Below are 13,869 nucleotides of genomic sequence, written 5' to 3' on the forward strand. Positions count from 1 at the left end.
CTACTATAAGGGGAGCATATCACCCGGCGTGCAGTTTCCGTATTTGTTTGTTTGTTTGGTATTAAGGGGGTATGTGCTTGGTGTTCGTATATATACCAGAGACTACGTATAGGCCTAGTCTGCGAGTATTCTCTTTTCTCCCTCGAGCTCACGGATGCCTTTGACATTCTGTGTCACTTCCAGGGTGCCCATGTACTTTCCTTTCTCATCTCTCACCGCATAGTAGGTGATGAGAATGAACATGCCACGGGAATTGATCCAAAAACTTTCCTCATCCTTCACACCTGCTTTGAAGTCCGCCAGGAGCTTCTCCACCGTGCCCACACTTTGGGGTGGATGACAGTTCTGAACCGTGCGTCCGATGACGGACTTGGTTCTTGCAAAGATTCTTTCTTTGGCCAGATTGAAGTATTTCACGGTGTCCTTCTCATCAATAAAAGTGATGTCCACAGGCAGAGTATTCATGATTTTTTCCAGTTCTTTCACAGAAAGATAGCCCACACCGAACCGCACATTTCCATCGGGTGCATTCTCTTCCTTCTTCTTGGAACCGCCAATGAAAGAAACTCTGTTCGGTGCCCATTTTCCTTCAGGGGATACGATGCAGTAGCCGATTTCTTCGCTGTCTTCAGCAATCTCCAGCCACTCATCTTCTGTGAAGACTTCCAGAATCATGGGAATAAGGATCTGCTCTTCTTTAAAGATCATTTCCTTGATTTTGGTGAGGGTCGCTGGCGCATGGGTTTTCAGCGCTTCTCTGTTCTCATCGATGACCATCTGCTTCATTTCTTTGATGGCAAGTCGGATCTCATCATCCACGCCCCACATGACCTTGGGTGGTGCGCTCATGCCGTACTTTTCCATATAAGGGAAGATCACATTCTCTTTTCTGGAGTAGTGTTTGTCAATATCCCAGAGAAGATTGATGTCCTGAAGAAGAAGATTCTTGATAGGCGCTTCCGGATGGTTGATAAAGGCTTCCATCTTGGGCTCCAGATCCTCTTCCAGAAGACTGGTCAGGGCATAGTTTTCCTCTCTTATGACTCTCACGGGATGACCAATGCTTTCTTCTTCCTTGCTTCTGGTATGGACTTCATCCACAGAACCTTTGAAAATGTCCGCATGGACATCACAAAGTCTCTGGATCTCTTCCACCGGCATGCCTTCCTCTACCAGTCCCTGTTCCATCTGAGTGATTTCAAAGGAGGAGACTCCTGTGAAGTTTGCTCGGAATTCTTTTTTCACTTCTTCAGGATCTACGCCATCATGAAGCTTCAGGATCATTCCTTTCAGAAGTTCCTGTCTTTTATTTTTGTTGGTCTCATTCAGTTCACGGTTGTTGATTACGTTGCTCATTTTTCCCTCCACTTTCCATTCTTACTCTAGGATGGTGATGCCACTTTTTGAAAAGGCATCGATGATGGTTTCCAGCGGTACATTCTTTGCTCTGGAAACCTTCGGCAGTGTCATGATTTTTCCCATGGTCTTCAGCATGATGGGGTTCGTAATCTGGTCAAATCCCAGCGACTTCAGAACTTCCACAGCTCCGGGGCATTTCCCCACAATTTCCTCTACCGTATCCTGCATCTGTATGGTCAAACCTCTTCACTCCCTTCACTTGATGTTTCCATTATAAATGGATAGTCCTTGCTAAAACTTTGACCTGAATCAAATTTCTTCAACTTTTCTTTCACAGGACAAATAAATCATACCATTTTACTCAGATTTAATAAAGTCCTTTTTCATCAAAGGAAGATTTCACCTTTTCTTAACCAAAAATATTAGCTTCTCCATTATAATAGAAGTATAGAAAGAATATTGTGAATTTTTAGGAGGGATCTGATATGTCTAGAGTCGTATTCTACCACAAGAAATTCAAGGTTCTCCAAATCGGAAAATCTTCCTATGTCGTTGTGCGAAAGAATACCACTAACTACAGCCAGCACTCCCATCTTTCTTCCTTGAATGGAGCCATCCGCCTCATTAAACTTCTGGAGAAAGGGAAACTTCCCCATTCTGACTACTTGAGAGAATCCGCACGGCGCCTTCTGAAGGATCAGGAATATACGAAACTAAAATCCATTCCTTCCTAACAATATAAAAGCTTCCACACGCCGGGTTCACAGCTGGAACCCAGGCGATGGAAGCTTTCACTTTTTTTTATTTCTTATGGACGGATCTGTCCCTGGCCAAAGATGATGTATTTGGTTGAGGTGAGCTCTGCCAGACCCACAGGACCTCTCGCGTGAAGCTTCTGGGTGGAGATGCCCATTTCAGCGCCCATCCCCATGGCCTGTCCGTCGGTGAACCGGGTGGAGGCATTGACATAGACCGCCGCCGCATCCACTTCATTGAGGAAGGTCATCGCATGTCCATAATTTTCAGTGATGATGGCCTCGGAATGTCCCGTACCGTATTTTGCAATGTGTTCCATGGCTTCTTCCAGACTTCCAACAGTCTTCAGGGAAAATGCAAGGTCCAGATACTCCGCAGCATAATCTTCTTCTGTGGCTTCGTTAAAGGAAGCGATCACTCCTCTTGCCTTCTCATCGGCCATGACTCTCACACCATGTTCCTTGGTGAGTTTTTCAAGCTTCGGCAAAAAGCTCTCTACTATGGCTTCATGAACCAATAGAGACTCCATGGCATTACAGACTCCGGTTCTCTGGGTTTTCGCATTCTCGATGATGGAAAGAGCCATCTTTTCATCGGCGCTTTCATCCACATAGACGTGACAGTTGCCCACCCCGGTTTCAATGACAGGAACCGTGGATTCTTTCACCACTCTTTGAATAAGTCTTGCAGACCCTCTTGGAATCAGCACATCCAAATACTCATTCATTCTCATGAACTCTCCTGCGGTCTCATAGGAAAGATCTTCGATGAGCTGCACCATGTGAGGATTCAGTCCCTTCTTCACAAGAGCGGTCTGAATCACCGAAACCAGTGCCTTATTGGAGGAGATGGCCTCTTTGCCTCCCCTTAAAATCAGTGCGTTGGAGGACTTGAGACAAAGAGCTGCGGTATCGATGGTCACATTGGGTCTGGACTCATAGATGATTCCCACCACGCCCAAAGGGACGGTCTTTTTCCCAATCTGAAGACCATTTTCCAAGGTCTTCATGGACAGCACCTTTCCGATGGGGTCTTCCATGGTGCGGATCGATAAGATCCCCTCCACCATGCTGTCGATTCTCTTCGGATTCAGAAGAAGCCGGTCCAGAAGGGCTTCCGAAAGATTTCCCTCTCTTCCTCTTCTAAGATCTTCCTCATTGGCCTGTAGTATTTCTTCTTCTTTCACTTTCAGCTCTTCTGCCAAAGCAACCAGAAGTTCGTTCTTTTCTTTTGTTGAGAGCCTTGCCAGTTCTCTGGCGGCTTTTTTCGCTTCTCTGCCAATCTCTATCATGGTCATTTCTTCTTTCCTCCCAAAAACAGTGTGCCGATTTCTTTCCCCATGAGGATCTCTTCCACGGTCTCATTTCCTGCACCGTTGGCCAGCACCACATGGATGCCTCTTTTTGTGGCATACTTGGCTGCCTTAATCTTTGTGATCATGCCACCCGTGCCAAGCTTTGTGGATGAATCTTTGGCGATGGACTCCACATAGTCATCGATCCTTTCCACCAGGCTCATGAGCTTCGCTTCCGGATTCTTCCTGGGGTCATCGGTGTACAGTCCATCAATGTCCGAAAGAAGAATGAGAAGATCGGCATCCACAAGAGAAGCCACCACAGCAGACAGCGTGTCATTGTCACCAAAGATGATCTCATCGGTGGAGATGGTGTCATTTTCATTGACGATGGGGACTATGCCGTTTCTCAAAAGTTCTTTCATGGTGTTCTTCGCATTGAACTTCATGAATTTGTCTGTTTCCACCTGCTTTGTCACAAGGATCTGAGCCACCTGATAATTGTATTCCTGGAAAAACTTCTGGTACATATTCATGAGCACCACCTGCCCCACAGCAGCGGCTGCCTGTTTTCCTTCAATGTCTCTGGGACGCTCTTTCAGATGCATTCTCTGAGCCCCTACACCAATGGCGCCGGAAGACACAAGCACCACTTCATAGCCCCTGTTTTTCAGATCAGAAATCATCCTGGCCAGATGCTCCATTCTATAGATATTAATGAGTCCCCCTGCATGAGCAATGGTGGATGTGCCCACCTTGATGACCACTCTTTTGACCTCTTTCATGATTTCACGTTCTTTTATCATATCATTCCCTCATTATTCGCAATTTATGCCTGTTCATATTTCTTCATTTTATCCTTCCCACACCCGAAATTCAATGACTGCAGCATGAGATTGCCATTCCTTCACCCGTAAACGATACCCATCACTATTCTTGCAAGGAAAAGGGAAAAAGCAGGTCATATCCTTAGGAAGAAGAGAGCCCCTTACCGGTCCAGTCTGACGATATGCGCATAGGGATTTTCTCTGCCCAGGAGAAGATCTTTTATGATTTTTGCGCCCGCCATACTGTAGCACGTGCCATTCCCCTCATACCCAAGAAGATAATAGCGGTTTTCTCTGCCAGGTTCTCTCCCGATGAGGGGCAGCCCGTCTTTGACGCTGCCAAAGAGCGCATTGTAAAAATGCACCGCCTTTAAGGGCAGTTCATGAAACAGAAGCTTCTCGCAGGAAGCTTTAAGCTCCGCTTCCTTCTCTTTCAGTTTCTTCTCCTCTTTTTCCACATGGCTCACTTCTTCATCCAGTCCTCCCGCTACAATCCTTCCATCTTGGGTGGTTCGAAGATATAGATACGGCTCCCGTGTTTCCCAGATCATGACCTCATCTTTCCAGGGGCTTCCTTGGTGCTTTTCCGTCACCAGGGCATAGGTTCTTCCAATTTCTATATTGTCTTTTAGGAAGGGATACACATAGGCATACCCTGTGGCAAAGACCACTTCCTGGAAATGGATCTTATGGCCGTCTTTGGTGAAGATTTCCTGCTCCTTCACAGAGGAAAGATCCACTTCTGTATCCTCATAATACTGTACTCCTTTTTCCGCATTCTCTCTGGTGAGGGTTTCGATGAATTTCACCGGATCCACATCTGCATCTCCATCTATGAGCAAGGCGCTGTAGCAGTCTATATCATACTCTTTCCTGGCTTCTTCCCTGGAAAGATACCGAAGGCGCATTCCCTGACCTTTCAGTGCCTCATATTCTTTTCTGAGCTTTTCCTCATGGTCTTTTTCCGTAGCCATATAGAGGCTTTGCCTTTCCCTTAAAGAGCATTCTGGAAAGATTTCCCGGATTCTGTGAAGATCCGTCATGGCTTCCTGGCACATCCGGTAAAACCCTCTGGCTTTTTCTTCACCAATGGTTTCTATGAACTCACTAAGCATGGTATCACTGGACACTTGCAGAAGTCCCGTGTTGGCTCTGCTGCTTCCTGTAGCAATGTCTTTGCCGTCTATGACCGTGATTTTACGGTCTGTTTCTTTAGAAAGCACATAAGCTGTAAGGGTTCCTGACATGCCCCCGCCAATGATCAGCACATCCGCCTCCAAGTCTTTTTCCACCTTTTCAAAGTGGAACCTTCTTTTTCTTTCATCCCAGTGGGTATCTCCATAGATCAGTTCCTTCATAGGGTCCTCCTTCAGCACTTTTCTTACTATGCTACCCTTCTGCCATACAGGTGGCAAGTGAACATAGTTTGAAACATCTTTGAACACCAGAAAAGATGAGACCCACCCAGAAGAATTCTCCAATCGTCAAGAAAGAGAAGCTTCATCCTGGAAGCTTCTCTTTCTTGTGCTGTCATTCTATACTGCTTCTACTTCACTTACGATCTTTCCTTCCTTCAGAAGGCTCTTCTTATGGAAGGTTTCCACAAGGATAGCCAGAGCATTGTCACCGGAAACATTAGCGGCTGTGCCGAAGCTGTCCTGGGTGAGATAAAGGGTGATGAGAAGCTGTCCCATGGTTCCTGTGGGATCGATGCCCACCAAGGTCAGAAACGGCAGTGCACTCATGATGGCTCCACCAGGGGCTCCGGGTGCTGCCACCATGGCTACTCCAAGGGTGGCAATGAAAGTGGCCATGAGAGAGATTCCATGGGGCAGATCATAGATAAGAAGCACCGCTGTGACACAGCTGGTGATGGTGATGATGCTGCCAGCCAGATGTATTGTGGCACAAAGAGGCACCACGAACTCCCTGATTTCTTTAGACACACCATTTTTTCGCGCACACTCCACATTCACCGGAATGGTGGCTGCACTGGACTGAGTCCCCACCGCTGTCACGTAGCCTGGAATCTGATTCTTCAGAAGCATCCATGGATTCTTCCCAGAAACACCGCCTGCCACAAAGAACAGGAATCCTACATAGAGAAGGTGCAGCGCGATGATGAGGAGAAATACCTTCCAGAAAATGGACAGAATGGAGAAAACGGACCCTGAATAGCTGAGATTCAGAAAGTTTCCGAAAATATACACCGGTAGAAGCGGGATGATGACCTTGGACAGTACGTTGGAGATGATCTCCGAAAATTCTTTAAAGAATCCATAAAGATACTTTCCGCTTCCCTTGGATTTCAAAGCCGATATCCCCACTCCCATGACGAAGGAGAACACGATGGCTCCTGTTACATCTAAAAGTGGTGACAGCGGAATGGAAAATAACGTGCTGAGGCCTTCACTGGAACCGCTGATCTTCTCCACCAGAGATTCTCCGATAAAAGAGGGAAAGAAAGCCGACGCCATAAGATAGGAAAGGATTCCAGCTGCAAGCGTCGAACCATAGGCCAGGACCGTTGTCATGCCCAGGAGCTTTCCTGCTCCTTCCGTCAGGTCCGAGATCCCCACAACCACAAAGCCCAGAATCATCAGTGGAATGATAAAGGAAAGGAAGGTGGAGAAAATACTGGAAAAGGTGACAGGAAGCCTCAATACTCCTTCTGGAAGGAATCTCATCTGCCCCACAAGAATACCCAGAACAATAGCAATGATCAGTTTCGGGACGAGTCCCAGTTTCTTTTTCTTCATAACAGTTCCCCCTGCTCTTTTTCTGCACACACAGAAACATTTTTCATTTGTTCTTCCGTTAAAGACAGTTGTCCGTAACACGAGAATGTTTTGATTATACTATCGCATCGGAAGGAAGGCAATAGGAGAAATCCATGTTTTCGTTTACAATTTAGAAATATTTTTAAAGTATTTTCCACGGACTGAATCAAGCAAAAAAAGGCAACAAAAAAAAGCCTTTCTGCAGCACATTTCTGTATCTGCCAAAAGACTTTGTTTTGGTGCCCCATGAGCGACTCGAACGCCCGACCAATGGTTTCGAAGACCACTACTCTATCCAACTGAGCTAATGAGGCAAAAGAGTATCTTTTGAAAAAAACCTGCCATTAGGCAGGTTTTAGTGGAGCGGGTGAAGGGAATCGAACCCTCACGACCAGCTTGGAAGGCTGGAATTCTACCATTGAACTACACCCGCAAGTGGAGCGGAAGACGAGATTCGAACTCGCGACGTTCACCTTGGCAAGGTGACGCTCTACCACTGAGCCACTCCCGCATAAAGAGTTTTTGGTGCAGATGAAGGGAGTCGAACCCCCACGCCTCTCGGCGCTAGATCCTAAGTCTAGTGCGTCTGCCAATTTCGCCACATCTGCATTATTATTGTTCTGAATGGCTGGGATAGCTGGATTCGAACCAACGAATGCCAGAGTCAAAGTCTGGTGCCTTACCACTTGGCGATATCCCACTAGATAAAAATGGGGTGAACGATGGGACTCGAACCCACGACAACCAGAATCACAATCTGGCGCTCTACCAACTGAACTACGTCCACCATAATGGTGCGTCTTAAGAGATTCGAACTCCTGGCCCACGCCTTAGAAGGGCGTTGCTCTATCCAGCTGAGCTAAAGACGCAAAATGGAGCGGAAGACGAGATTCGAACTCGCGACATTCACCTTGGCAAGGTGACGCTCTACCACTGAGCCACTCCCGCGTATTTTAAAATTAATGGTCGGGGTGACAGGGATTGAACCTGCGACCTCATGCTCCCAAAGCACGCGCGCTCCCAGCTGCGCTACACCCCGAAGGTATTTGGTTAAAATGGAGCGGGTGAAGGGAATCGAACCCTCACGACCAGCTTGGAAGGCTGGAATTCTACCATTGAACTACACCCGCATAGATGGTGATCCACCGGGGAATCGAACCCCGGACACCATGATTAAAAGTCATGTGCTCTACCGACTGAGCTAGTGGATCATAAGAAATGGCTGGGATAGCTGGATTCGAACCAACGATGCCAGAGTCAGAGTCTGGAGCCTTACCACTTGGCGATATCCCATTAATGGTGCGTCTTAAGAGATTCGAACTCCTGGCCCACGCCTTAGAAGGGCGTTGCTCTATCCAGCTGAGCTAAAGACGCATATCCTTTTACCTTAGGACTATGCCCCCGATAAAATGGTCGGGGTGACAGGGATTGAACCTGCGACCTCATGCTCCCAAAGCACGCGCGCTCCCATCTGCGCTACACCCCGTCAGTCATCTGTTTTCGACGACAATAATGATTCTATACTAAAATCCGGGGCCCGTCAATAGCTAACTTGGAAGATTTTTTGAAGATTTTTACCCGGGAGGCTAAACTCCTTAGGACTCAATCTAAAAACACGAACATTTTTTTTAAAGGACTCATGCCTTAAGACACTTTGAGCTACCTGATGGCTGATTTTTCTCATTCCGCTCTTCAGGAGTCAATTATGATTATAACCCAACTTCCTGAAGTTGAAAAGGCCAAAAAAAAGAAAATTCCCAGAAACCTAGGAATTTCCATCCACCTTTTCTTGTGGCACCGCTGTGATCAGCTGCTCTTTGTTCTTCAGAAACAAGGCCAAAGGTTCTTTCAGAAATGCTGAAAAAACACCGACAAATTTCCCAATGAGAAGCGCTGAAATAAGCGTACCAAGACCAATCCCTTTGATACTGCCAAGAAAAAACACTGAAAAAAGAACACTGACAGCGAGCATGGTGAGATCAAAAAATACTTTCACTTTGGAAAAAGGCTTCTTTACTTTCACAGAGATCACCTCTGTGAGGCCTTCAGCCGGCAGCGGCATCACCCGGGCCCCTACATAAAGAAATATACCAAGACCGCATACCGCAGCGCTCAGCACCGCCAAAAAGAGCCTCACAGGCAGGTTTGACGGCACCTCTATAGAAAAGAGCAGCGCATTGGAAAAATTGACGAAATATCCGAATAAAACGGAGCACAGCACCTGAAGAGAAGAGAGAATCTTAAACTCTTTTCCCAAAAGAAGAAACTGCACCAGAATAAAGGAAATGAACACCCCCATGGTGAAATATCCCATCTTCACTGGAAATATCAGGCTCAGCACGTAAGCCAGAGAGCTCACGGGCGAGACGCCCAGATTTGATTTCACAGAAATGGATACCCCAAGAGCAAGAATAAAAAGACCCAGGACATATAGTCCGATTTTTTTCAGCATGATTTCCCCCAACTTCTACTTTTTTTACAGATGAATGAGCTTGAATGAAGCCGATGTGCCCACCGTCACCATGGCAAGACTTGGCTTCTGTCCTCTTTTCGGCAAAGCTGCGCTGCCGGGATTAAGAAGGGTCACCCCATCCACGACACTCTCGTCCGCAATGTGCGTATGGCCGTAAAAAGCCACCTGTGCGCCTTTTTCTTTGGCATGACGGGCAAGAAGTCCTAAGGTGCTTTTTACCCCTTGAGCGTGCCCATGGACCGCAAGAAGCGTCAGATGCTCTGTTTTTATGAGAAGTTCCTGGGGTTCGTGGACACTATAGTCACAGTTTCCTGGAACCCGTCTCACTTCCCTCTCCAGGATGGCTTCCATGACCTCCGCATCGTCCATCACATCCCCCAGATGGATGATGAGATCCGGTTTCTCCTTCTCGATGATTCTGCAGGCTTTTTCTACAGAAGACAGGATATGGTGGGTATCAGACACCAAAGCGATCTTCAATCTTTCTCAGCTCCTCCTTCAGTTTCATCAGGGCATTGGCCCGGTGGGACACTGCATTCTTTTCCTCTGAGGAAGCCTCCCCAAAGGTTTTATGAAGGTCAAAGGAATAAAACAGAGGATCATAGCCAAATCCGCCGCTTCCAGTCAGCTTCTCAAGGATTCTTCCTTTTGCGTACCCCTCCACCCGGATGTCCACCTCATTTCCTAGAAATACAATGGCAGACACAAACTGTGCCGTTCTGTCTTCTTCCTTCACAGAGGAAAGCTCTCTCAGAAGCTTCTCATTGTTCTCCGCGTCATTATGCCCTTCCCCGGCATACCGCGCAGAATAGACCCCTGGTGCGCCACCGAGATGATCCACGGCCAGGCCGGAGTCATCAGACAGCACAAAGGACTCTGCCTTGTCCTCTTCACTTAGGGCCTCGTAAAGCTCAAAGGCTTTTTTATGGGCATTGCCCAGAAAAGTATCTTTATCCTCCACCACATCCATGTGGATCCCAGCTTCGCTCTGGCTGATGATCCTCAGTGGAAACTCCTTCAGAATATCTTTGATTTCCTCAATTTTATGTGCATTATTGCTTGCAATAATCAGTGTCTTCAAAATTCTATCCTCCCTAAATCGCTGCCAAGGGTCTCTTTCACGTAGTTCTGGAGATCCTTGTTGCCTTTTTCTCCGAGAGCCAGAAGCTCTGTGAGTTCTTTGGCGGTGAAAGGACGTTCTTCTCCTGTCCCCTGCAGCTCAATGTATTCTCCTTTATGGTTCATGATGACATTCATATCCACCATACAGCTGGAATCCTCCACATAGTTGAGGTCCAGTATCGCTCCCTCCTCGTGGATGCCTACACTAACGGCAGAAACCATCCCCTGCAAAGGGTACGTCTCAAAAGGCGTTACCTTATCGACAGCATTCAGTGCGTCCACCAGAGCCACAAAAGCACCTGTGATGGAGGCGCATCTGGTTCCACCATCTGCCTGGATCACATCACAGTCAATCCAGACGGTTCTTTCTCCTAAGGCTTCCAGATTCATCACCGATCGCAGGGAGCGGCCAATGAGTCTCTGGATCTCGGTGCTTCTGCCATCCAGGCGAAGCTTTGCAATGTCTCTGTTTTTTCTTGTCTGGGTGGAACTTGGAAGCATCGCATACTCCGCTGTGACCCATCCTTTTCCTGACCCCTTCAGAAACATGGGCACCTTCTCTTCCACCATGGCGGTGCAGAGCACTTTGGTATCTCCCATTTCGATCAGTACAGACCCCTGGGCATGCTTGGTGAAGCCTCGGGTCATCTTTATCTGCCTTGTTTCGTCACTCTTTCTTCCATCAAATCTCATTGTTCATTCTCCTATCTCAGTTATTTATCATACATCTTGTAAATCTCATCCCGAAGGGGTGCCTCCACCTGGTGCTCTACATCGCCTGACACAAGAGATGCTCCTTCTTCTGTGATTTCTCCAATGACTGCAGCTTTAATTCCTTCCTGTGCCAGGAGGCTCAGCGCTTTTTTCTCATCCTCCACGGTAATCAGCATGCTGCCGGAGGAAATAAGCCTTAAGGGATCCAAGGAAAAACGGGCACAAAGCTTCTTCGTCACCTCTGTTAAAGGCAAGAGCTCCTCAAACACCCGAAAGCCTTTTCCCGATGCTTCCTTCACTTCCCACAGGGCGCCCAGAACTCCGCCTTCTGTAATATCATGCATGGAAGAGGCAGCTTTTCCCATGATGCTTCCCTCTGGCAGTACAGATAAAGCGTGTGCATAGCTTCTAGCTTCCTCATATTCATCCTCTGTAAGAACCTCCAATGCCTGCTTCTTGAAATCTGACACCAGGATGGATGTACCTTCCAGTCCTAAGGTTTTGGTCACAAGGATTTTGTCTCCCTCTTTCGCTCCACTGGTCCAAGTCACTTTTTCTGAGCGGCTCATGGTACCCAGGGCAGTGACCGATACCACCATGCGGTTCACAGCATCCGTCACTTCAGTATGACCTCCAAGGATCATCACCTGATGCTTCTTGGCTTCTTCCGAAATCTCTCTCATAACGGTTTCGATATCGGAAATCTCTGCGCTGGGTGGTGCAAGGATGGTCACCATGATGCCCAGAGGCTTCGCTCCGGTGGTGGCAATGTCATTGATATTGATATGGTAGGCAATGTGCCCGATGTTCTCTGAAGCCGCCGTCACAGGATCTGTAGACAGAATGAGCCTTCCTGCTTCCAAGGAAACCACAGCGCAGTCTTCTCCAACGCTTCCGCCTTTCTCTACTTCCTTACGGACCGCTCCCTGATTCTCATGAAGGAGCTTCTTCAGCACATCCCAGTTGAGTTTTCCAGTGTTCATCTATATCCACCAAACTTTCCATAGTTTTACAAATCTCTTTTCATTTTATCACAGTGAGAAAGAAAGAGAAAAGAATCATAACACGTCAAAGAGCCTGGGCTTCCCCAGGCTGCTTCCACTTTACTGTATTCTTCTGTCCAGCTCTTCTTTCACCAGTTTATTAATGATGGCAGGATTTGCCTTTCCTTTGGTGGCCTTCATGGTCTGACCCACAGCAAAGCCCATGATTTTGGTCTTGCCGTTTCTGTAGTCTTCCACCACGTTGGGATGGGCATCCAGCACTTTCTTCACTTCGTCGAGAATATAGCCCTCATCACTGTTCTGTACGAGGCCATGCTCCTCCACTAGGACCTTGGGGTTCTTTCCTTCACTCATCATGAGCTCCACCACTTTTTTCGCAATGGCTGTGGAGATGGTTCCTTCTTTAATCAGCAGGAGAAGATCGCTGAGATCTTTTGGCGTGAAAGGAAGGTCCTTCGCCAGGATGTCCTTTTCATTCATGAGCCTTGAGATGTCTCCCATGAGCCAGTTGGACGCCCCTTTGGGATCCTTGGAAATTTTTGCAGTCTCATCAAAGAAGTCCGCAAGACTTTCTTCCAAGGTCAGCACCATGGCATCATACTTTGGAATGCCGTACTCTGCCACGAAGCGTTCTTCCTTCTCATGGGGCAGCTCTTTGATGCTGGCCCTTATTCCTTCAATCCATTCCTCACTGATCTGTAAGGTGACCAGGTCCCCTTCCGGGAAGTAGCGGTAGTCATTGGCCATTTCTTTGGAACGCATGACCACTGTCTTCTCCTCGGCCTCATCCCACCTTCTTGTTTCCACTCTTAAGGTTTCTCCTTCTGCCAAAGCCTTCACCTGTCGGTCAAACTCATAGCGAAGCGCTTTCTCCAGTGCTTTGAAGGAGTTCATGTTCTTGATTTCCGACTTCACCCCAAAGGCTTCTGTTCCCTTTTCACGGATGGAGATGTTGCCATCACAGCGCAAAGATCCTTCCTCCATCTTCACGTCTGAAACACCTAAGGAGAAAAGGATGGACCGCAGCTTTGTCAGGTACTGGGTCGCCTCTTCCGGGGTTCTTAAATCAGGCTTCGACACGATTTCAATCAGTGGAACACCGGAGCGGTTGAAGTCCACCAGTGTGCCATTTTTGGAATGGAGCTGCTTTCCTGCATCTTCTTCCATGTGGATTCTCTCAATACCGATCCTCTTTTTGCCACCCTCTTCTGTTTCCACGTCAATATATCCCTCATAACAGATGGGGAAATCATTCTGTGTGATCTGATAGTTTTTAGGCGCATCGGGATAAAAATAATTCTTCCGGTCAAAACGGTTCATCCTGTGGATGCTGCAGTTCAGCGCCAGTCCTGTTTTGATGGCTTTGTTGACCACTTCCAGGTTGATTCTTGGCAGCGCTCCAGGAAGCCCCAGACAGACTGGGCAAACATGGGAATTGGGCTTTCCGCCATACTCTGTGGTACATCCGCAGAAAGCTTTGGTTTTTGTGGATAATTCTACGTGGACTTCCAGTCCGATGACTGCTTCATAATGCTTCATG

Annotated in this window: 13 protein-coding genes and 14 tRNA genes; 1 reads left to right on the forward strand and 26 read right to left on the reverse strand. The window is 47.5% G+C overall.

The window, feature by feature from the left end:
- Window positions 1–114 precede the first annotated feature (114 nt).
- Together DEF30_RS00630 and DEF30_RS00635 are read right to left on the reverse strand one after the other, a co-directional pair.
- Window positions 115–1,356 (reverse strand): DUF438 domain-containing protein, encoded by a 1,242-nt coding sequence (locus DEF30_RS00630; RefSeq protein ID WP_294095200.1) that lies wholly within the window; start codon window positions 1,354–1,356, stop codon window positions 115–117.
- A gap of 21 nt (window positions 1,357–1,377) precedes the next feature.
- Window positions 1,378–1,599 (reverse strand): DUF1858 domain-containing protein, encoded by a 222-nt coding sequence (locus DEF30_RS00635; RefSeq protein ID WP_294095202.1) that lies wholly within the window; start codon window positions 1,597–1,599, stop codon window positions 1,378–1,380.
- A gap of 245 nt (window positions 1,600–1,844) precedes the next feature.
- Between DEF30_RS00635 and DEF30_RS00640 the strand changes: the two genes are divergently transcribed.
- Window positions 1,845–2,093, forward strand: a complete 249-nt coding sequence (locus tag DEF30_RS00640; protein WP_294095204.1) for a hypothetical protein — start codon at window positions 1,845–1,847, stop codon at window positions 2,091–2,093.
- A gap of 74 nt (window positions 2,094–2,167) precedes the next feature.
- Here DEF30_RS00640 and DEF30_RS00645 read toward each other — a convergent pair whose 3' ends face one another.
- The 24 genes from DEF30_RS00645 to gatB all read right to left on the reverse strand — a co-directional run bounded on the left by DEF30_RS00645 (window position 2,168) and on the right by gatB (window position 13,868).
- Complete coding sequence (locus tag DEF30_RS00645; protein ID WP_294095206.1) at window positions 2,168–3,412, reverse strand: glutamate-5-semialdehyde dehydrogenase; 1,245 nt, start codon at window positions 3,410–3,412, stop codon at window positions 2,168–2,170.
- A complete protein-coding gene (gene proB, locus DEF30_RS00650; protein ID WP_294095208.1) occupies window positions 3,409–4,215 on the reverse strand; it encodes a glutamate 5-kinase in 807 nt (268 codons plus the stop codon). Before proB ends, DEF30_RS00645 begins: the two co-directional genes overlap by 4 nt.
- Window positions 4,216–4,397: 182 nt before the next feature.
- Window positions 4,398–5,594, reverse strand: coding sequence for an FAD-dependent oxidoreductase (locus tag DEF30_RS00655; RefSeq protein ID WP_294095210.1), 1,197 nt, complete (start codon window positions 5,592–5,594; stop codon window positions 4,398–4,400).
- A gap of 177 nt (window positions 5,595–5,771) precedes the next feature.
- Window positions 5,772–6,995 (reverse strand): dicarboxylate/amino acid:cation symporter, encoded by a 1,224-nt coding sequence (locus DEF30_RS00660; protein WP_294095212.1) that lies wholly within the window; start codon window positions 6,993–6,995, stop codon window positions 5,772–5,774.
- Between the two features lie 258 nt (window positions 6,996–7,253).
- Window positions 7,254–7,330: transfer RNA gene (locus DEF30_RS00665), tRNA-Arg, on the reverse strand.
- 45 nt (window positions 7,331–7,375) lie between these two features.
- Window positions 7,376–7,449, reverse strand: a tRNA-Gly gene (locus DEF30_RS00670).
- A 3-nt stretch (window positions 7,450–7,452) separates the two neighbouring features.
- Window positions 7,453–7,527 (reverse strand) — tRNA-Gly (locus DEF30_RS00675).
- Window positions 7,528–7,539: 12 nt separating this feature from the next.
- Window positions 7,540–7,624 (reverse strand) — tRNA-Leu (locus DEF30_RS00680).
- Window positions 7,625–7,641: 17 nt separating this feature from the next.
- Window positions 7,642–7,716: transfer RNA gene (locus DEF30_RS00685), tRNA-Gln, on the reverse strand.
- A gap of 11 nt (window positions 7,717–7,727) precedes the next feature.
- Window positions 7,728–7,803, reverse strand: a tRNA-His gene (locus DEF30_RS00690).
- A 5-nt stretch (window positions 7,804–7,808) separates the two neighbouring features.
- Window positions 7,809–7,885: transfer RNA gene (locus tag DEF30_RS00695), tRNA-Arg, on the reverse strand.
- Between the two features lie 4 nt (window positions 7,886–7,889).
- Window positions 7,890–7,964, reverse strand: a tRNA-Gly gene (locus tag DEF30_RS00700).
- 15 nt (window positions 7,965–7,979) lie between these two features.
- A tRNA-Pro gene (locus DEF30_RS00705) sits at window positions 7,980–8,055 on the reverse strand.
- 17 nt (window positions 8,056–8,072) lie between these two features.
- Window positions 8,073–8,146: transfer RNA gene (locus DEF30_RS00710), tRNA-Gly, on the reverse strand.
- A gap of 5 nt (window positions 8,147–8,151) precedes the next feature.
- Window positions 8,152–8,227 (reverse strand) — tRNA-Lys (locus DEF30_RS00715).
- A gap of 8 nt (window positions 8,228–8,235) precedes the next feature.
- A tRNA-Gln gene (locus tag DEF30_RS00720) sits at window positions 8,236–8,309 on the reverse strand.
- 4 nt (window positions 8,310–8,313) lie between these two features.
- Window positions 8,314–8,390, reverse strand: a tRNA-Arg gene (locus DEF30_RS00725).
- A gap of 36 nt (window positions 8,391–8,426) precedes the next feature.
- Window positions 8,427–8,502: transfer RNA gene (locus DEF30_RS00730), tRNA-Pro, on the reverse strand.
- Between the two features lie 279 nt (window positions 8,503–8,781).
- Window positions 8,782–9,468, reverse strand: a complete 687-nt coding sequence (locus DEF30_RS00735) for a DUF6198 family protein (RefSeq protein WP_294095215.1) — start codon at window positions 9,466–9,468, stop codon at window positions 8,782–8,784.
- Between the two features lie 24 nt (window positions 9,469–9,492).
- Window positions 9,493–9,969 carry a metallophosphoesterase gene (locus DEF30_RS00740; RefSeq protein ID WP_294095218.1) on the reverse strand — a complete coding sequence of 159 codons (477 nt, stop codon included), beginning with the start codon at window positions 9,967–9,969 and terminating at the stop codon, window positions 9,493–9,495.
- Window positions 9,947–10,570, reverse strand: coding sequence for an RdgB/HAM1 family non-canonical purine NTP pyrophosphatase (gene rdgB / locus DEF30_RS00745; RefSeq protein WP_294095220.1), 624 nt, complete (start codon window positions 10,568–10,570; stop codon window positions 9,947–9,949). The genes DEF30_RS00740 and rdgB overlap by 23 nt, the downstream gene beginning before the upstream one ends.
- Window positions 10,567–11,304 carry a ribonuclease PH gene (gene rph, locus DEF30_RS00750; RefSeq protein WP_294095223.1) on the reverse strand — a complete coding sequence of 246 codons (738 nt, stop codon included), beginning with the start codon at window positions 11,302–11,304 and terminating at the stop codon, window positions 10,567–10,569. The genes rdgB and rph overlap by 4 nt, the downstream gene beginning before the upstream one ends.
- A gap of 20 nt (window positions 11,305–11,324) precedes the next feature.
- Entirely contained in the window at window positions 11,325–12,308 is a 984-nt protein-coding gene (locus DEF30_RS00755) for an AIR synthase family protein (protein ID WP_294095225.1), read from the reverse strand.
- 120 nt (window positions 12,309–12,428) lie between these two features.
- Window positions 12,429–13,868 (reverse strand): Asp-tRNA(Asn)/Glu-tRNA(Gln) amidotransferase subunit GatB, encoded by a 1,440-nt coding sequence (gatB, locus tag DEF30_RS00760; protein ID WP_294095228.1) that lies wholly within the window; start codon window positions 13,866–13,868, stop codon window positions 12,429–12,431.
- Window position 13,869: the final 1 nt, after the last annotated feature.

The sequence above is a fragment of the Proteiniclasticum sp. genome (assembly GCF_003514505.1).
Lineage (GTDB): Bacteria > Bacillota > Clostridia > Clostridiales > Clostridiaceae > Proteiniclasticum.